A 16204-nucleotide genomic window follows, 5' to 3' on the forward strand; every position below is an offset into this window, starting at 1 on the left:
GAGCGTCCGCAAGCTTCAGCCAATCGGCCGGCGCACCCGCGTCTCGCGCGCTTCCGGGATCTCGCCGGTTTCCTCGATCTGTTCGACGATCAGGTCATAGCGTGGATGCACCGTGCCCATCAACCGATCCCACACGGACAGAAAATTCGAGAAATTATAGTGGAACTGCGAGTGGTGCAGATCGTGATAGGTGGTGCAGAGAAAGGGAAACGGCGCCCGCGACGAGCGGCCGGCGAAATATTCGAATCCCGAATGACCGATCATGCCGGACACCTGATCGAAGAGCCGCAGCGCGAAGATCACCAGCTCCGGCACGGGCAGGACCAGCCAGACCACCAGATAGAACCCATGCTCGATCAGCGTGTCGACCGTGGTCGCGCTGTCGTTGGACCAGACCGTCGGCGCCACCGACGCATGATGGGGCTGATGGAAGCGGTAGAGCGGCCCCCAGTGCAGGATCCGGTGCCCCCAGTAGAACCAGCCGTCAAAGAGAACGAAGCAGAGCGCGAACATCCCCGCAAAGGACCACCAGGTGAGCGCCAGCGGCTCGAAGAGCACCCAGCCCTGCGTTTGCGCGAAAAAGCCGGCCGAAAGCAGCGCGGCGGAGGTGCCAAGCGCCTTGAGCGAGGCGAGGATCTCCACCCGTGCCCGGCTCATCCCGTCCCGCCCCTTCTGGATCCGCCGCTCCGGATGGCGGGCATTCAGCGCGTTCATCACCAGTCCGGTCGCGAAATAGACGCCGAGAGACGCGCCGTAGATCGCGGCGAAGACGAGCAGGAATTCCGTCACCAGGCCAGGCGCTTCCGTCATGAGGAGCGCGCCTTGTCCGCCTCGCCCATCAGCCGCGCGTCCTCTGCCTGTCGCACATAGACGGCCTCGAACTCGGCCACGCGCCCGTCATAGGTCGGGTGAATGGTGCCGCAGATCCGGTCCCACCAGGAGAAGTAGTTGGCGTAATTGTAGACGAAATACTGGTGATGCTGGTCGTGGAAGACCGTGCAGAGGAACGGTAGCGGATGACGCGCGCTGGCGCCGGCGAAATGCTCATGCCCCGCATGGCCGACCATGGCGCTCACCTGATCGAACAGCCGGTGGGCGAGGAAGACCGCCGCCGGCAGCGGCAGGACGAGCAGCACCAGCGCATAGTAGCTGTGGGCGAAAAGCGTATCCACGGTGGAGCCCGAATCATTCGACCACACGGTCGGCGTCACGTTGAGATGATGCGGCCGGTGAAAGCGGTAAAAGGCCTTGGTGTGCAACAGCCGATGGCCCCAGTAGAACCAGGCATCGTGCAACACCAGCGACAGGCCGAAGAGCAGCGGCGCGCTCCACCAGCTCAGCTCCAGTGGCGCGAACAGCACCCAGCCCCGCGACTGCATCAGAAGACCGAAGGCGAGACATCCGGACGTGACCGCAAGCTGCAGGGTCGAGGAGCGGATGTCGGCCACCGTGCGGTCCCGTCCCTCCCGCGCCTGAATGCGCCGCTCCGGATGGCGTGCATTCCACGCGGTGATCACCAGACCGGATGTGAAGAGGACAATCAGGCTCGCAACATAGAGCAGGCTGAAGAGGGTCAGCCCCTCAATCAGCACATCCGCGACCTCCGGCAGGAAACCGTCAACAGCCCCCACGCCGGCAGCGGCGCCCGCTTCCTTGCTTGCCATGTCATGTCCCTGCAAGGCCAATGTCCCCGGATCGTCAATCTCGTGCCGATCACATCACAGCAGGGGGGCAATTCCTAGACCGCAGTGCAAAATTCATGCACCCATGCTCAGGGATTTGCGCGTCTGCGCAATCAGCAGGGGATCGGTGGCCAGCACCCCCTCCTCTTCCTGCAAGATCGCTTCGAACAGGTTTTCGATCAGCTCCGCCACCACCGGATCCTCTTCCGCCGGAGCATGACCGCTGACGGAGACCACGATCTGAGCCAGTCGCTCGGCCGCGTTCAGCCGTCCCCAGAGATAGTCGTGCTCGCGCCAGCGCCGGTTGAAGAAGGCTCCGAAATTGTTCAGCGCCGCGCCCTTCAGGCTGATCTCCGCCCGGCGCGAGGCCGCACAGTCCGGCGGCGAGATCCGGTCGACCAGAATGTCGCTGACCTCAGCAAAGTCATTGCTCTGCAACACGGGGAAGATCGTCAGGTCATAGAAGGCAAAGCCCACATAGGCGCCAAGCAGCTCGCGCCACAGCGGCCGCGGCAGCACCTCGCAAGCCTTTTCGGCAAAGAGCACGTCGACCTCCCGGTCCTTGCTCTTCAGATCGAAACGGGTCTCGAGATAGGCCAGGGCTGTGCGCAGGCGGATGAGGCCCGCCTCTTCGTCCGGGTCCGCTCCACCCGCCCCGGCGCTTCCTGCAGCGCCAGCACGGTCCGGGCCCAGAACCTCCCGGATCTCCGCAAGGATCTCGGGCTCGAGCGCGCCGCGGTCCCAGCAGACGAGAAACTGGTCGATCTGCGCATAGATTTCCCGCTTGAGCAGGTCCAGCGCGTCGCTCAGCCCCGGAGCGCTGCGCACATCCTCCCGGTGATAGAAGCCGTTGAGGCGGCGCACCACGAAGCGCAACCGCCGCACCCGGTAGTCCACGTCATGGCCCACGAGGAAGCCGATCTTGCGCAGGGCCCGCTCGCCCGGATCCCCCTGCCCGGTCTCCGCGCCGCCCTGACCCCGTCCGGAGGCAAGCGACGACAGGGCAAGATCCAGCCAGGCCGGAACCGGATCGTCGGGCAGGCACCCGAGAATGCCTGCGAGAAACTGCTCCAGCCGGTCACTGACCGAATGCAGCTTCAGCGCCTGATAGGTCAGATAGGCATAGCCCGCCTGATCGTGGGCTGCCGTATTGGCCTGGGCACGGCAGCGCGACAGCCGCTCGGCGCTGACCTTGCCCCATCCCGGCAGGATGGCCTTGACCGTGCGCTCCACAACCGGATCGGCCGCCTCGATGGTCTGGGTCAGCCACCGGCCCCGGCGGTTATGGGCCTCGATCTCCTTGAGGTCATCGCCGATCGGCTCGTTGCGGGGAATGTGGGCGAGCGAGGCGAGGATCACCTTGAAGAATCCGGGCATCGTGCCGTTGGTCTCCACCGCCTGCGGTAGGGCCTTGGGCACCGGATCCACATAGACCAGACGCCGGGCCACCTCGCGGGCGGCAGGACGGGCGCGCACCGCCTCGATCACCGGGGCCAGCGGCTTGTTCATCACCACGCTGCCATCGACGAAATACCGGTTGCGAGACCCGGTGCCATTGAGCCCGAGCCCGCGCGCCACAAAGGGCTCGCGATGGGGCCAGGTCTCGCCCCGCTCGGCCAGCACCTCGTCCAACTCCGCCAGCGAGGCCGGCGGAAAGGCGCCGGGGAAGGAGGACGTCGCCCGCGCGGCGAAGACCAGCTCGGGCACGCTCGCCGGATCGAACTGGCTCTGGATCACCTTCGGCACCCGGTGGCGGGCGTGGAAATTCACCACACGCCGATGGTCCCACTCCTCCACGAAGGCCGGATCGTCGATGCGGATGCGCCGCAATTGCCCGGTGTAATCGGTGAGCGTCACGAAGAGATCGAGGCTCTGGCCCGTGGGAATGAGGCTCGCGCCCGCGCAGTAATCCTCGTCCATCCTGGCGCAGGCATCCAGCATCCAGCCGATGTAGCGCTTGCCGGAAAACGGCGGCTCGAACCAGGGCGACTGCATGAGCAGGCGCAGCTTGTCCCGCGTTTCGTCATCGGCCACGCCCTTGTTGAGCCGGGAAGAGACCAGCCGGTCGAGCACCGGCGAAATGCCCGACTTCATGAACCGGCCGATGCCCGCCTGCGGACTGGCGAGCTGGGTCACATCCGCATATTTCAGCCAGAGATCCCGGTGTGCCTCCAGCGGCAGGTCATGGGCGAGCGCCCGGCCGAGCATGATGCCGTTGACCCCACCGGCCGACGCTCCGGCAATTGTGTCCACCACCACGCGCACGTTCACCGATTGCCCCAGATGGGCGAGCAGTGCGCCCCATGCGGCTTCGGCCGCCCCGCCCTTGCGCTGCGTGCTGCCGGTGGTGTCGTTGAGAAGCCCGCGCTCGTCGCGCCGGGCAGAGGCCCGCACCAGGTTCAGGATTTCCCGGCTGACCCCGTGCATGTAGATCGCCAGCGATACGCCACCGTAGAACACCAGGGCGAGCCTGAGCTCGATTTCCTTCATGGCCGCTCCCCGCTTGCAGACGGCTGCAAGCCACCCGTCCGGCGAATGCCGCATCTTCTTGAGCGCGAGTGTAGGACAGAAGATTTAACGCATTTCGAGCGCTGCGCGCCGCAGTGCGACACAGCCTTGCAGACCGCACAAAGCCGCGCGCCTCAGCGCTGGCGTTCCCGGCGCAGCCGCGCGAAATAGTCGAGCCGCTTGCGCAGATCCCGCTCGAACCCGCGCTCCGGCGGATCGTAATAGACCTGCCGCCCCATGCTTTCGGGAAAATAGTCCTGACCGGAGAACCCGTCCGGCGCGTCATGGTCATACTGATAGCCGTCGCCGTAGCCTTCGGCTTTCATCAGCTTGGTCGGTGCATTGAGGATATGCTTGGGCGGCAGCAGGGAACCGTTCTGCTTGGCCGACCGCATCGCCGCCTTGTAGGCCATGTAGACCCCGTTGGATTTCGGCGCGGTCGCCAGATAGACGACGGTCTGGGCCAGCGCCAGCTCCCCTTCCGGAGAGCCGAGCATCTGATAGGCATCGCGCGCCGCATTGGCCTGGACCACCGCATGGGGGTCGGCCAGACCGATGTCCTCCACCGCCATGCGGATCAGGCGGCGGGCGATGTAGAGCGGATCCTCGCCCCCGTCCAGCATCCGGCAGAACCAGTAGAGGGCCGCGTCCGCATCCGAGCCGCGCACGGACTTGTGCAGGGCGGAAATCAGGTTGTAGTGGCCGTCCGCGCTCTTGTCATAGACCGGCGCCCGGCGCTGCACGATCTCCTGCAGCCGCTCCGCATCGAAGGTCTCCCCCTCGTCTGCGGCCCGCCACACGTCCTCGGCCAGCGTCAGCGCCGCCCGCCCGTCCCCGTCGGCCATGCGGACCAGCACCGCGCGGGCCTCCTCGGTCAGGGGCAGCGGCTTGTCTTCCTCCTCCTCGGCCCGCTCCAGCAACCGGGTCAGGGAGGCGAGATTGTGCGGATGGAAGGTCATCACATGGGACCGCGACAGAAGCGCGGCATTGAGCTCGAAGGACGGGTTTTCCGTCGTCGCCCCCACCAGCGTGATCGTGCCATCCTCCATCACCGGCAGGAACCCGTCCTGCTGGGCCCGGTTGAAGCGATGGATCTCGTCGACGAAGAGCAGGGTGCCGCGGCCCGACATGCGCCGGGCACGGGCCGCCTCGAAGACCTTCTTCAGATCCGCAACACCGGTGAAGATCGCCGAGATCTGCTCGAAGGCCAGGTCGGTCTCATGGGCCAGCAGCCGGGCAATGGTGGTCTTGCCCGTGCCCGGCGGCCCCCAGAAGATCAGCGACCCAAGACTGCGGGTCCGCAGCATCCGGGTCAGCGTTCCCTCCGGCCCGATCAGGTGATCCTGGCCCACCACATCCTTGAGGGAAGACGGCCGGAGCCGGTCCGCGAGTGGGCGCGGACCGGTTGCAGCTAGACCGGAGGCTTGGAACAGATCGCTCATGATGTTCCTTATAGGGGCTCAGCCCCGCAGCACGATACGATTAATCTTGCCGCCGCGCTCGATATCCAGCGCCCAGAGGCGCGGCCGGCGCGAGGCCACATCTTCGAGATCCGCGCTCGTGGGAACGGCCACCTCGTTTACCGCCCGGATGATGTCGCCGACCTTCAGGCCGACACGGTCTGCCGTGCTGCCCGGTTCAATGGCGCTGATCACCACCCCGTCATAGGCTTCCGGAACCCGCAGTTCTTCAGACACGGCCGGCGACAGGTTCATCACCGTGGCGCCCGCGAAGGGGGAATAGCCCTTGATCGTGCGCGCGTCCCGCGCCGGCGTTTCCGGTGCCGGAGACATGGCGATCTTCACGTCGGTCTCCTTGCCTCCACGCAGCACCGTGAAGCTCGCCGAAGAGCCAAGCGCCTTGGTGGCGAAGCGATAGCCGAAGCTGTTCGGGTCGGTCACTTCCTTGCCGTCGACGGCCACGATCAGGTCGGAGACTTCAAGCCCCGCATCGGCCGCAGGCGAGCCGGGGAAGACCTTGGTGACGATGACCCCGCGCGGACGGTCCAGACCCAGAGCCTCAGAGATCTCCGCGCTCACCAGCTGGACGGAGGCCCCCAGCCAGGGCCGCTTGATCCGGTCCCCGTGCCCTGCCGCGGAAGCCACAAACTGGGCCATCTGGGCGGGAATGGCAAAGCCGATGCCGTTGGAGCCGCCGGAGCGGGAATAGATCGCCGAATTGATGCCGACGAGCCGGCCTTCCATGTCGACAAGCGCCCCGCCCGAGTTGCCCGGGTTGATCGCCGCGTCGGTCTGGATGAAGAACTGGTAGTCGGTGACGCCGACCTGGGTGCGGGCCAGTGCCGAGACGATGCCCTGCGTCACCGTCTGGCCGACGCCGAAGGGATTGCCGATGGCCAGCACGATGTCGCCGACCTCCAGGCTGTCCGGCTCGGCAAAGGGCACCGAGGCAAACGGCCCCTTGCCCTGGATGCGCAGCACCGCAAGGTCCGTGCGTTCGTCCTTGAGCACGATTTCCGCATCGAATTCGCGCCGGTCCGCAAGCGCCACCCGCACCTCGTCCGCATTCTCGATGACGTGGTAATTGGTGATGACGGTGCCGTCCTCGGAAATAATCACGCCGGAGCCGAGCGAGGATTCCACCCGCTCCTGCGGCCGGCCCATCCCCTGCCCCAGGCCGGGGGCCATGTCGCCGAAGAACCGCTGGAAGAACGGATCATTGAAGAAGGGGGACACCCGGCGCTGCTGAACCACCTTGCGGCTGGCATAGACGTTCACCACCGCCGGCGCGACGCTCTTCACCAGCGGGGCGAAGGACAGCTTCACTTCAGCGGCCGAAGCCGGCACCTGTCGTGCCCCCTCGGCGCGCGCCGGAACGCCCCCCAGAACCATCGGAAGGCCGATCACTCCGCAAAGACCGAGGGCCGCCAGACGGCGCCCCCATCCCTTCGCGCATTGCTTCAAGACATTCATGGCAAGGCTCCTTGTCGCGACTCACCGCAAGGCGGCATCTCTCCCTGCCCGATAGGCTCAGGATGGGGTGAGATCAAGGCAAACCCGACAGGACCAACATGACAGTTCTGTCAGGATCGCGCCCTTCCCCGCACCACAAACGAAAAGAGCCGCCGGGAAGATCCCGGCGGCTCGGCATTCAGCGGCTCCGAGCGGAAGCTCAGGCGGAGCGGACCTGCTGCAGGAAGGTGCGCACCTGACGGTCCAGCGCGCCCGTCTGTTCGTTCAGGTCTTCCATGGAGCGGGCAAAGTTGTTGGCCGCTTCACGGGTCTGTTCGGAGATCTGGCTGACATTGGAAATGTCGTCCGAGACATTGGAGGTCCCCACCGCAGCGCGCTGGGTGTTCTCGGCAATGCCGCGGGTGGCGTAGCTCTGCTCGGTGACGGCCGCCGACACATCGGTGACCGACTGGGAAATCTCGCCGATGGTCTGCTGGATGTCGCCGATGGCGCCCACGGCCTCTTCCGTCGCCGCACGGATCGCGTCGATCTGCTGCTGGATCTCGCCGGTCGCCTTGCCGGTCTGGGAGGCCAGCTCCTTGACCTCGGAGGCCACGACCGCAAAGCCGCGTCCTGCTTCCCCGGCACGCGCCGCCTCAATGGTGGCGTTCAGGGCCAGCAGGTTCGTCTGGTCGGCAATGTCGGAGATCAGGGTCACCACTTCGCCGATCCGGTTGGCGGCTTCCGCCAGCGAGCGCACCGTCTCGTTGGTGGATTCGGCGCGCACCGTGGCCGTCTTGGCAACAGCTGCGGAGCGTTCGATCAGCGCGGAAATTTCCTGGATCGAGCTGGAGAGCTGATCGGAGGCCGACGCGATGGACTGAACCTCGTTCATCGCCTCGGCGGAGGTCTTCGCCGCCCGGGTCGAGGTCTGACCGGATTCTTCCATCATCTGGCGCATGTCTTCAGTGGCTTCGCGCAAGGACGCCGCCGACCGGGACACATGCTCGACAACCTGACCGACGGAGGCTTCGAAATCGGCTGCGAGCGCACCCAGCATTTCCTGCCGCTGTTCGGCGGCCGAACGGGCGGCAAGCGCTTCTTCCTGCGCCCGGTGTTCCTGTTCGATCTGGGCGTTCTCGCGGATCTTGACGACAGCGCGACCGATGTCGCCGATCTCGTCACCGCGCTTTGCGGCCCGGATTTCCGTGTTGGTGTCCCCGGCAGCAATCGCCTCCAGCGCATTGACCAGCCAGGCCAGCGGCCGGGTGATCGAGCGGGAGAAGAGCAGCGACACGAGCGCGGCGATCCCGAGGGTCACCAGCGTCATGATGATCATGGAGTTCTTCATTTCCGTCACGCTGGCCATGGCCTCGTCGACGGACTTCTCGGTCACGACCGCCCAGGTCTCCCCGTTGTAGGTCATCGGCGTCGCCACGGTCATGCGGGCCACACCATCGGCCCCCACCACGACGCCCTCAGCCTCTTCGCCGGCAAAGGCTGTGCGGAAGATGTCCGGCATCGGGGCGTCGGAGAGCGCGGTCGGCGCATCGGCCAGCGGCAGATCGCTCAGATACTTGCCGTCGCTGCTCACCAGATAGGACTGACCGGTCTCACCCAGATCGGCCCGTGCCTTGGTAACGGAGTTCACATAGTCGGAGGTGACACGCACGGCAATCACGCCGCCGAAGGTCTCACCCGAGAAATCGGAGATATAGACCGGCTGCGCAACGAACATGGAGGGCGCACCGCCCGCCGGCGCATAGGCTTCGAACGTGGAAGAGACCTGCTCGCCCTTGGAGGCCGTCAGCGCGCGGGCGAAGACGTCGGCAAGGCCGGTGTTCTGCAGGCCGCCGGTCTTCACGTTGTCGAGAAAGTCGACCGACTTGGTGACGCTGTAGATCACCAGCCCGTCCGGGTTGATGGCGTAGATGTCGCCATAGCCGCCGTTCTTCCAGGAGGAGAGGAAGCCGCCGTGCACGTCCTGGTGACGCCAGGAGTACATGGTCTTGTTGCCCTCGCCCGTCAGCTGGGCCCGGTCCATCGCCTCACTGCCCTCGGCCCGGAAATAGGCGTCAATCTGCGCCTTGTCCCGGTCCACATTGGCCAGAGATCCGTTCAGGTCGGTAAAGGCCAGCGTCGAGACGGCGCTGGTCGCCGTCGTGCGCAGATCGCCCGACAGATTGTCGAAGCGCATCGACAGCACATTGCGGCGCACGCTGCTGGCAAGCGCCAGTTCCCGTTCGGCCGCGCTCTCAAGCCCGGAACGGGCATTCATGTAGCCGCCGATCCCCACAGCGACGCTCGACGTGAAGGCCACGGCGACCGTCAGGGCCGGAACCACCACCGAAAGTTTCTTGAATTTGCTGAAATGGCCAGTCGCAGCCGTTGTTCCCGCAGTCATGTTCCCCCCGAACAAAGGTACTATAAGTTGTCCTACCTATGCGGGAGGGAAGTTAAGATAGGAATAATCGATAATTCTGCGGAGGGCGCCAGGATCGCAGGGTTAACGAGCCCTGAATGGGCCACGCGGCCCGCCAGACCGATCAACTCTGGATTGATCGCCCTGCTCTTTGGCTCTCCCGCCAGACGCTTCTGGAGCGCCATGCCCTTCATCCGGCGGCCACACTTGCCGCCCGACCTGCGGACAACAAAAAAGGCAGGCCTTTCGGCCTGCCTTCTTCATTTCGACGTCTGTCGAAAGCCTTATGCTGCGTTCTCGGCAGCCAGTTCGGCTTCGTGACGGGCGCGGTCTTCTGCGCCGCGTGCAGACGGATCGCGATCGACGAGTTCGATCACGGCCATCGGCGCGCTGTCACCATAGCGGAAACCGGCCTTCAGGACGCGGCTGTAGCCACCCTGACGGTCCTTGTAACGCTCGCCGAGGGTGTCGAACAGCTTCTTCACCATGGCTACGTCGCGGATCTGCGCGATAGCCTGACGGCGAGCATGCAGGTCACCGCGCTTGCCCAGGGTGATGAGCTTGTCGATGATCGGCTTCATTTCCTTGGCCTTCGGCAGGGTGGTCACGATCTGCTCATGCTGGATCAGCGACGCTGCCATGTTGGCGAACATAGCCTTGCGGTGGCTAGCGGTCCGGTTGAGCTTGCGGCCGGAATTACCGTGGCGCATGGCCCTCTCCTTTTTCTAAATCGGCACGGGCGGTATCGTTTCAGACCCTGCCCCGTCCGGTTGCTCTTTCAAAGGGACGTGAGCCCCTCAATACTGGTGGTCTTCGTAGCGCTTGGCGAGGTCTTCGATGTTCTCAGGCGGCCAGTTGGCGACTTCCATGCCGAGATGGAGACCCATCTGGGCGAGAACTTCCTTGATCTCGTTGAGCGACTTGCGGCCGAAATTCGGCGTGCGCAGCATTTCCGCTTCGGTCTTCTGGATCAGATCGCCAATATACACGATATTGTCGTTCTTCAGGCAGTTGGCGGAGCGGACGGACAGTTCCAGTTCGTCGACCTTCTTCAGAAGCGCCGGGTTGAAGGCCAGTTCCGGGACTGTGTCCTCGGCGACCTCGCGCTGGGGCTCTTCGAAGTTGACGAAGATGGAGAGCTGGTCCTGAAGGATGCGCGCAGCGAATGCGACTGCGTCATCCGGCTTGACCGAACCGTCGGTTTCGACGGTCAGCGTCAGCTTGTCGTAGTCAAGAACCTGACCTTCACGGGTGTTTTCCACCTTGTAGGACACTTTCTTGACCGGCGAGTAGAGGCTGTCCACCGGGATCAGGCCGATCGGAGCATCTTCCGGACGATTACGGTCAGCGGCATGATAGCCCTTGCCCGTATTGACCGTGAACTCCATGCGGATCTCGGCGCCCTCGTCGAGGGTGCAGAGAACCAGATCCGGATTGAGCACTTCCACGTCGCCGACGGTCTGGATGTCGCCAGCGGTGACCAGGCCCGGACCCTGCTTGCGCACAACCATGCGCTTCGGGCCCTCGCCTTCCATGCGCAGAGCAATCTCCTTGATGTTCAGGATGATGTCGGTGACATCTTCGCGAACACCCGGGATAGAAGAGAACTCATGCAGCACGCCATCGATCTGCACTGCGGTCACGGCTGCGCCCTGAAGGGACGACAGCAGAATGCGGCGCAGAGCGTTGCCGAGCGTCAGACCATAACCGCGCTCGAGCGGCTCGGCGACAACGGTCGCCATGAAACGCGGATCTTCACCCGGCTTCACCTCGAGCTTGGTCGGCTTGATCAGTTCTTGCCAGTTCTTTTGAATGGTCACGTTTTTTCCCTTCGGCTATCCCGCCCGGATGCAAAAGCCCCGAGCCATTCTTTGCCACTGGAGAAACAGATACGCAAAGACCAGAGGTCTTAGACGCGGCGACGCTTACGCGGACGGCAACCGTTGTGCGGAATCGGCGTCACGTCGCGGATGGACGTGATCAGGAAACCGGCAGCCTGAAGGGCGCGCAGGGCAGATTCACGGCCCGAGCCCGGACCACGAACTTCAACTTCCAGGGTGCGCATGCCGTGTTCCGCTGCCTTCTTGCCCGCGTCTTCCGCAGCGACCTGAGCCGCGTACGGGGTGGACTTGCGGGAGCCCTTGAAGCCCAGAGCACCAGCGGAAGACCAGGAGATGGTGTTCCCCTGAGCGTCGGTGATGGTGATCATGGTGTTGTTGAACGTGGAGTTCACATGAGCCACGCCGGAAGAGATGTTCTTCCGCTCGCGGCGACGCACGCGCGTCGTGTCCTTAGCCATTCTATATTCCTTGTCTTGATCTCGTCACTGCCGTAACACCGGCAGCTCCACCGCCAATCGGCAGGGCTTACTTCTTCTTGCCTGCGATCGGCTTGGCCGGACCCTTGCGGGTACGGGCGTTCGTGTGCGTCCGCTGACCGCGGACCGGCAGGCCGCGGCGGTGACGCAGGCCACGGTAGCAGCCCAGGTCCATCAGACGCTTGATGTTCATTGCGGTTTCACGGCGCAGGTCGCCTTCGACGAGGTAGTCGGCGTCGATCGCTTCACGGATCGCCAGGACTTCTGCGTCGGACAGCTGGTTGACGCGGCGAGCCGGCTCAATGTTCACCTTTTCGATGATTTCCTGAGCGAACTTCGGGCCGATGCCGTGAATGTACTGAAGCGCGATCACAACGCGCTTGTTGGTCGGAATGTTAACGCCAGCAATACGTGCCACGTTGCATCTCCATGTTTGCGCGAAGACCCCTCCTCGGAGACAGCCCTGCGCGGGTTCTTGTTATCCCCTCGCGTCCGGTGGAGCCCGGCCCTTGCGAGGCATTTATGCGGCCCTCCCCCGCAGGGTGAAAGGCCGAAGCCGAAGCCGGTGACCCGACCCCGATGCTGTGGCGCGAATCGGCGAACCGTTCCGCAGCACAGAAGGTGCCGTTCCGGAAAGTCTCCGGTACGGCACCAAACTTTGCAGATTGAGCGCGCTCTTTAGCGCCCTCAGACCTTCTCGTCAAGGTTCGTCAGGACGGATTCGATATCCGCGCTGACCTGGTCGATGGACTGCATGCCATCGACCACGCTGAGAAGACCTGCCTTCTCGTAGTAGGGAATGACCACGGCGGTGTCCCGGTTGTAGGCTTCGAGCCGACCCTTGAACACTTCCGGATCATCATCCTTGCGCACCGGCTGACCGCTGGCGGCCGCATCCGCGGCCCGCTTCATGATGCGATCGACGAGCTTGGTCTGGTCGACCCGCAGCTCGATCACCGCATCGAGGGCGAGACCGCCCTCCTGCAGCATCTCGGCGAGGGCGTCGGCCTGAGCCACCGTCCGCGGGAACCCGTCGAGGATGAAGCCCTTGCGGGCATCCGCCTCGGCGATCCGTTCACGGATGATGCCAACCACGACGTCATCGGGCACGAGCTTGCCGCCATCGACCAGTTCCTTGGCCGCCAGACCCACAGGGGTCCCTGCGGCCATGGCTGCGCGAAGCATGTCACCGGTAGAGAGCTGGGGGATTCCGTATTTCTCGACAAGCCGTGCGGCCTGCGTCCCCTTCCCCGCCCCCGGCGGTCCTACCAGAATAAGCCTCATCGACGTTTCCCCCTCAGTTTTGCCTTCTTGACCAGACCCTCATACTGATGTGCGAGCAGATGGCCCTGGATCTGGGATACAGTATCCATGGTCACGCTGACGACAATCAACAGCGAAGTTCCACCGAAATAGAACGGAACGCCCGTCGCCGAAATGAGGAATTCGGGTAATAGACAAACGAGGGTGATGTAGACGGCCCCGACGATCGTGATGCGCGTCAGCACGTAGTCGATGTACTGCGCGGTCCGCTCGCCCGGACGATAGCCCGGAATGAAGCCCCCATGCCGCTTCAGATTATCCGCCGTCTCGGTCGGATTGAACACGATGGCGGTATAGAAGAAGCAGAAGAAGATGATCATCGCCGCATAGGCGAGCATGTACAGAGGCTGTCCATGACCGAGCAGTGCAGTGATCGTGGCGACCCACTCGTTGGTGGCCGCATCGGCGGAGAAGCCCGCGATGGTGGCCGGAACAAGCAGGAGCGACGAGGCGAAGATCGGCGGGATCACACCGGCGGTGTTCAGCTTGAGCGGTAGGAACGAGGTGTTGCCCTCGAACATGCGGTTGCCCTGCTGACGCTTCGGATACTGGATCAGAAGCCGGCGCTGCGCCCGCTCCATGAACACGATCAGCGCAATCACCAGAACCGCCAGCACGATGATGCCGATGATGATCCAGGTGGAAAGCGCCCCCTGACGACCCAGCTCCAGGGTGGAGACGATGGCCGTCGGAAGACCGGCGACAATGCCGGCGAAGATGATCAGGGAGATGCCGTTGCCGATGCCGCGCGAGGTGATCTGCTCACCCAGCCACATCAGGAACATGGTGCCACCCAGCAGGGTCAGAACCGTGCTTGCCCGGAAGAACCAGCCCGGATCCATCACCACGTTGGACGCCCCTTCGAGACTCACGGCAATGCCATAGGCCTGGAACGCGGCGAGAATCACGGTGCCGTACCGGGTGTACTGGTTGATCACCTTGCGGCCCTGCTCCCCGTCCTTCTTCAGCTGCTCGAGAGACGGCACGACGGTCGTCATGAGCTGCATGATGATGGAGGCGGAGATGTAGGGCATGATGCCCAGGGCGAAGATCGCCATACGCTCGACAGCGCCGCCGGCAAACATGTTGAACATGCCGATGATGCCGGACTGCGCCTGCTGGAAGGCTTGTGCGAAGGCAGCGGGGTTGATTCCGGGAATCGGAATGTAAGTCCCCAGTCGATAAACCAAAAGCGCCCCCAGCGTGAACCAGATGCGCTTTTTGAGTTCGTCAGCCTTGGCGAAAGCTGAAAAATTGAGATTAGACGCCAGTTGCTCGGCGGCGGATGCCATGCCCTACTCCGGAAATTTAAACGGAATAAATGGGAAAGCCCAGGCCGTTAGGCCTGAGCTCCCTTAACAACAACCTTGCCGCCAGCCTTTTCGACTGCTTCTACGGCAGTCTTGGAGGCACCGGCAATCTCGAAGGAGACAGCGACCTTGAGTTCGCCGTCGGCGACCAGACGGACGCCATCCTTCACGCGCTTGACAACGCCGGCAGCCTTCAGCGCCTCGACCGTCACGGTCTCGGAAGCGTTGAGCTTGCCCGCATCAATTGCGGTCTGAACGCGTGCCAGGGATACAGTGTTGTAATCCTTGGCGAAGATGTTGGTGAAACCACGCTTCGGCAGCCGGCGATGCAGCGGCATCTGACCGCCTTCAAAGCCCTTGATGGCCACGCCGGAACGGGACTTCTGACCCTTGACGCCACGACCACCGGTCTTGCCCTTGCCAGAGCCGATGCCACGGCCAACGCGCGTGCGGGACTTGACCGCACCTTCGTTGTCATGAAGTTCGTTGAGCTTCATCTTGAGTACTCCCGCCTCGTCTTATGCGTTGTCGTCGACGACGCGGACGAGATGCTGGACCTTGTTGATCATGCCGCGCACTTCAGGAGTATCCTTCAGCGTCGAGCGGCGGTGCATCTTGTTCAGACCCAGGCCGATGAGCGTAGCGCGCTGGTCCTGCGGACGGCGTGCCGGGCTACCGATCTGTTCGACCGTCACGGTCTTTTCGGTGTTCGCCATGGAACTAACCCTCGTTCAATTGGGCAGCGGAGCCGCCGAGATCAAGCCTCGGCGGCGGCCGGAGCCGCATCTTCGTTGTCACGACGGCGCGACTGGAGCACCGACACCTTCAGGCCACGACGGGCCGCGACGGAGCGCGGGCTGTCTTCACGGGCCAGAGCGTCGAAAGTCGCACGCACCATGTTGTACGGGTTGGAAGAACCGAGGGACTTCGCAACAACGTCCTGAACGCCCAGGGTTTCGAACACTGCACGCATCGGACCACCCGCGATGATACCGGTACCGGCCGGAGCCGCACGCAGGATCACCTTGCCAGCGCCGTGACGGCCTTCCACGTCGTGGTGGAGGGTCCGGCCTTCGCGCAGCGGCACGCGGATCATCGTCCGCTTGGCAGCTTCAGTTGCCTTGCGGATGGCTTCCGGCACTTCACGAGCCTTGCCGTGGCCGAAGCCGACGCGGCCCTTCTGATCGCCCACAACCACCAGAGCGGCGAAGCCGAAACGACGGCCACCCTTGACCACCTTGGCAACGCGGTTGATGTGAACGAGCTTGTCGACGAATTCGCTGTCGCGCTCTTCGCGCTCGCGATTTTCCTGTCTCGCCATTTTAAATATCCGTTCTTAAGAGCGCCTACGAGCGCTGGTCAGAATTCAAGTCCACCGTCGCGGGCAGCATCGGCGAGCGCCTTGATGCGCCCATGATACTGATACCCACCACGGTCGAACACGACCTGCTTGATGCCAGCGGCCAGAGCGCGCTCGGCGACAAGCTTACCGACGGCTGCGGCAGCAGCGGTGTCGGCGCCCGTTTTCAGGCTGCCCTTGAGGTCTTGCTCGATGGTCGACGCGGAAACCAGGGTGTGGCCCTGGGCATCGTCGATGATCTGAGCGTAGATCTGCTTGGACGAGCGGAACACAGAAAGACGCGGACGACCGTTCGCGACCTTCTTGAGGGAACGGCGCACGCGATCGCGGCGGCGTTCGAAAGCAATCTTGCTATTCGCCATGATCCAGG

At 63.8% G+C, this 16204-nt stretch carries 16 protein-coding genes; all 16 read right to left on the reverse strand.

What is annotated here, in order from left to right:
- Positions 1–15 precede the first annotated feature (15 nt).
- Positions 16–810 (reverse strand): sterol desaturase family protein, encoded by a 795-nt coding sequence (locus FR728_RS08890; protein WP_149892352.1) that lies wholly within the window; start codon positions 808–810, stop codon positions 16–18.
- The gene (locus FR728_RS08895) at positions 807–1664 is read right to left on the reverse strand and encodes a sterol desaturase family protein (protein WP_149892353.1); all 858 of its coding nucleotides are present in this window, start codon (positions 1662–1664) and stop codon (positions 807–809) included. Before FR728_RS08895 ends, FR728_RS08890 begins: the two co-directional genes overlap by 4 nt.
- Before the next feature lie 93 nt (positions 1665–1757).
- Positions 1758–4172: a patatin-like protein gene (locus FR728_RS08900; RefSeq protein WP_208998744.1), complete on the reverse strand. Its 2415-nt coding sequence runs from the start codon at positions 4170–4172 to the stop codon at positions 1758–1760.
- Between the two features lie 152 nt (positions 4173–4324).
- Positions 4325–5632 carry a replication-associated recombination protein A gene (locus FR728_RS08905; protein WP_149892355.1) on the reverse strand — a complete coding sequence of 436 codons (1308 nt, stop codon included), beginning with the start codon at positions 5630–5632 and terminating at the stop codon, positions 4325–4327.
- 18 nt (positions 5633–5650) lie between these two features.
- The gene (locus FR728_RS08910) at positions 5651–7123 is read right to left on the reverse strand and encodes a DegQ family serine endoprotease (protein ID WP_149892356.1); all 1473 of its coding nucleotides are present in this window, start codon (positions 7121–7123) and stop codon (positions 5651–5653) included.
- Positions 7124–7322: 199 nt separating this feature from the next.
- The gene (locus tag FR728_RS08915) at positions 7323–9506 is read right to left on the reverse strand and encodes a methyl-accepting chemotaxis protein (RefSeq protein ID WP_149892357.1); all 2184 of its coding nucleotides are present in this window, start codon (positions 9504–9506) and stop codon (positions 7323–7325) included.
- Between the two features lie 302 nt (positions 9507–9808).
- Positions 9809–10234, reverse strand: a complete 426-nt coding sequence (gene rplQ / locus FR728_RS08920; RefSeq protein ID WP_149892358.1) for a 50S ribosomal protein L17 — start codon at positions 10232–10234, stop codon at positions 9809–9811.
- Between the two features lie 87 nt (positions 10235–10321).
- On the reverse strand, positions 10322–11344 hold the full coding sequence (locus FR728_RS08925; RefSeq protein WP_149892359.1) for a DNA-directed RNA polymerase subunit alpha: 1023 nt from the start codon (positions 11342–11344) through the stop codon (positions 10322–10324).
- An 89-nt stretch (positions 11345–11433) separates the two neighbouring features.
- Positions 11434–11823: a 30S ribosomal protein S11 gene (gene rpsK, locus FR728_RS08930; protein WP_073011849.1), complete on the reverse strand. Its 390-nt coding sequence runs from the start codon at positions 11821–11823 to the stop codon at positions 11434–11436.
- A 67-nt stretch (positions 11824–11890) separates the two neighbouring features.
- Positions 11891–12259, reverse strand: coding sequence for a 30S ribosomal protein S13 (gene rpsM, locus FR728_RS08935; protein ID WP_149892360.1), 369 nt, complete (start codon positions 12257–12259; stop codon positions 11891–11893).
- A gap of 269 nt (positions 12260–12528) precedes the next feature.
- A complete protein-coding gene (locus tag FR728_RS08940; RefSeq protein ID WP_149892361.1) occupies positions 12529–13125 on the reverse strand; it encodes an adenylate kinase in 597 nt (198 codons plus the stop codon).
- Positions 13122–14456 (reverse strand): preprotein translocase subunit SecY, encoded by a 1335-nt coding sequence (gene secY, locus FR728_RS08945; protein ID WP_149892362.1) that lies wholly within the window; start codon positions 14454–14456, stop codon positions 13122–13124. Before secY ends, FR728_RS08940 begins: the two co-directional genes overlap by 4 nt.
- A 47-nt stretch (positions 14457–14503) precedes the next feature.
- On the reverse strand, positions 14504–14971 hold the full coding sequence (gene rplO / locus FR728_RS08950; protein WP_149892363.1) for a 50S ribosomal protein L15: 468 nt from the start codon (positions 14969–14971) through the stop codon (positions 14504–14506).
- A 21-nt stretch (positions 14972–14992) separates the two neighbouring features.
- Positions 14993–15190, reverse strand: a complete 198-nt coding sequence (gene rpmD, locus FR728_RS08955; RefSeq protein WP_149892364.1) for a 50S ribosomal protein L30 — start codon at positions 15188–15190, stop codon at positions 14993–14995.
- A gap of 41 nt (positions 15191–15231) precedes the next feature.
- Complete coding sequence (gene rpsE, locus FR728_RS08960; RefSeq protein WP_149892365.1) at positions 15232–15795, reverse strand: 30S ribosomal protein S5; 564 nt, start codon at positions 15793–15795, stop codon at positions 15232–15234.
- A 38-nt stretch (positions 15796–15833) separates the two neighbouring features.
- Positions 15834–16196, reverse strand: coding sequence for a 50S ribosomal protein L18 (gene rplR / locus FR728_RS08965; RefSeq protein WP_149892366.1), 363 nt, complete (start codon positions 16194–16196; stop codon positions 15834–15836).
- Positions 16197–16204 lie beyond the last annotated feature (8 nt).

Source organism: Roseibium aestuarii (assembly GCF_008477545.1).
Lineage (GTDB): Bacteria > Pseudomonadota > Alphaproteobacteria > Rhizobiales > Stappiaceae > Roseibium > Roseibium aestuarii.

What these genes read in the sequence shown, in the direction of transcription:
- rpsK (WP_073011849.1), bottom strand. Translation starts at nt 11,823, where the DNA reads ATGGCTAAGGACACGACGCGCGTGCGTCGCCGCGAGCGGAAGAACATC.
- rplO (WP_149892363.1), bottom strand. Translation starts at nt 14,971, where the DNA reads ATGAAGCTCAACGAACTTCATGACAACGAAGGTGCGGTCAAGTCCCGC.
- FR728_RS08910 (WP_149892356.1), bottom strand. Translation starts at nt 7,123, where the DNA reads ATGAATGTCTTGAAGCAATGCGCGAAGGGATGGGGGCGCCGTCTGGCG.
- rplR (WP_149892366.1), bottom strand. Translation starts at nt 16,196, where the DNA reads ATGGCGAATAGCAAGATTGCTTTCGAACGCCGCCGCGATCGCGTGCGC.
- FR728_RS08895 (WP_149892353.1), bottom strand. Translation starts at nt 1,664, where the DNA reads ATGGCAAGCAAGGAAGCGGGCGCCGCTGCCGGCGTGGGGGCTGTTGAC.
- rpmD (WP_149892364.1), bottom strand. Translation starts at nt 15,190, where the DNA reads ATGGCGAACACCGAAAAGACCGTGACGGTCGAACAGATCGGTAGCCCG.
- FR728_RS08940 (WP_149892361.1), bottom strand. Translation starts at nt 13,125, where the DNA reads ATGAGGCTTATTCTGGTAGGACCGCCGGGGGCGGGGAAGGGGACGCAG.
- FR728_RS08905 (WP_149892355.1), bottom strand. Translation starts at nt 5,632, where the DNA reads ATGAGCGATCTGTTCCAAGCCTCCGGTCTAGCTGCAACCGGTCCGCGC.
- rplQ (WP_149892358.1), bottom strand. Translation starts at nt 10,234, where the DNA reads ATGCGCCACGGTAATTCCGGCCGCAAGCTCAACCGGACCGCTAGCCAC.
- FR728_RS08915 (WP_149892357.1), bottom strand. Translation starts at nt 9,506, where the DNA reads ATGACTGCGGGAACAACGGCTGCGACTGGCCATTTCAGCAAATTCAAG.
- FR728_RS08890 (WP_149892352.1), bottom strand. Translation starts at nt 810, where the DNA reads ATGACGGAAGCGCCTGGCCTGGTGACGGAATTCCTGCTCGTCTTCGCC.
- secY (WP_149892362.1), bottom strand. Translation starts at nt 14,456, where the DNA reads ATGGCATCCGCCGCCGAGCAACTGGCGTCTAATCTCAATTTTTCAGCT.
- rpsE (WP_149892365.1), bottom strand. Translation starts at nt 15,795, where the DNA reads ATGGCGAGACAGGAAAATCGCGAGCGCGAAGAGCGCGACAGCGAATTC.
- FR728_RS08900 (WP_208998744.1), bottom strand. Translation starts at nt 4,172, where the DNA reads ATGAAGGAAATCGAGCTCAGGCTCGCCCTGGTGTTCTACGGTGGCGTA.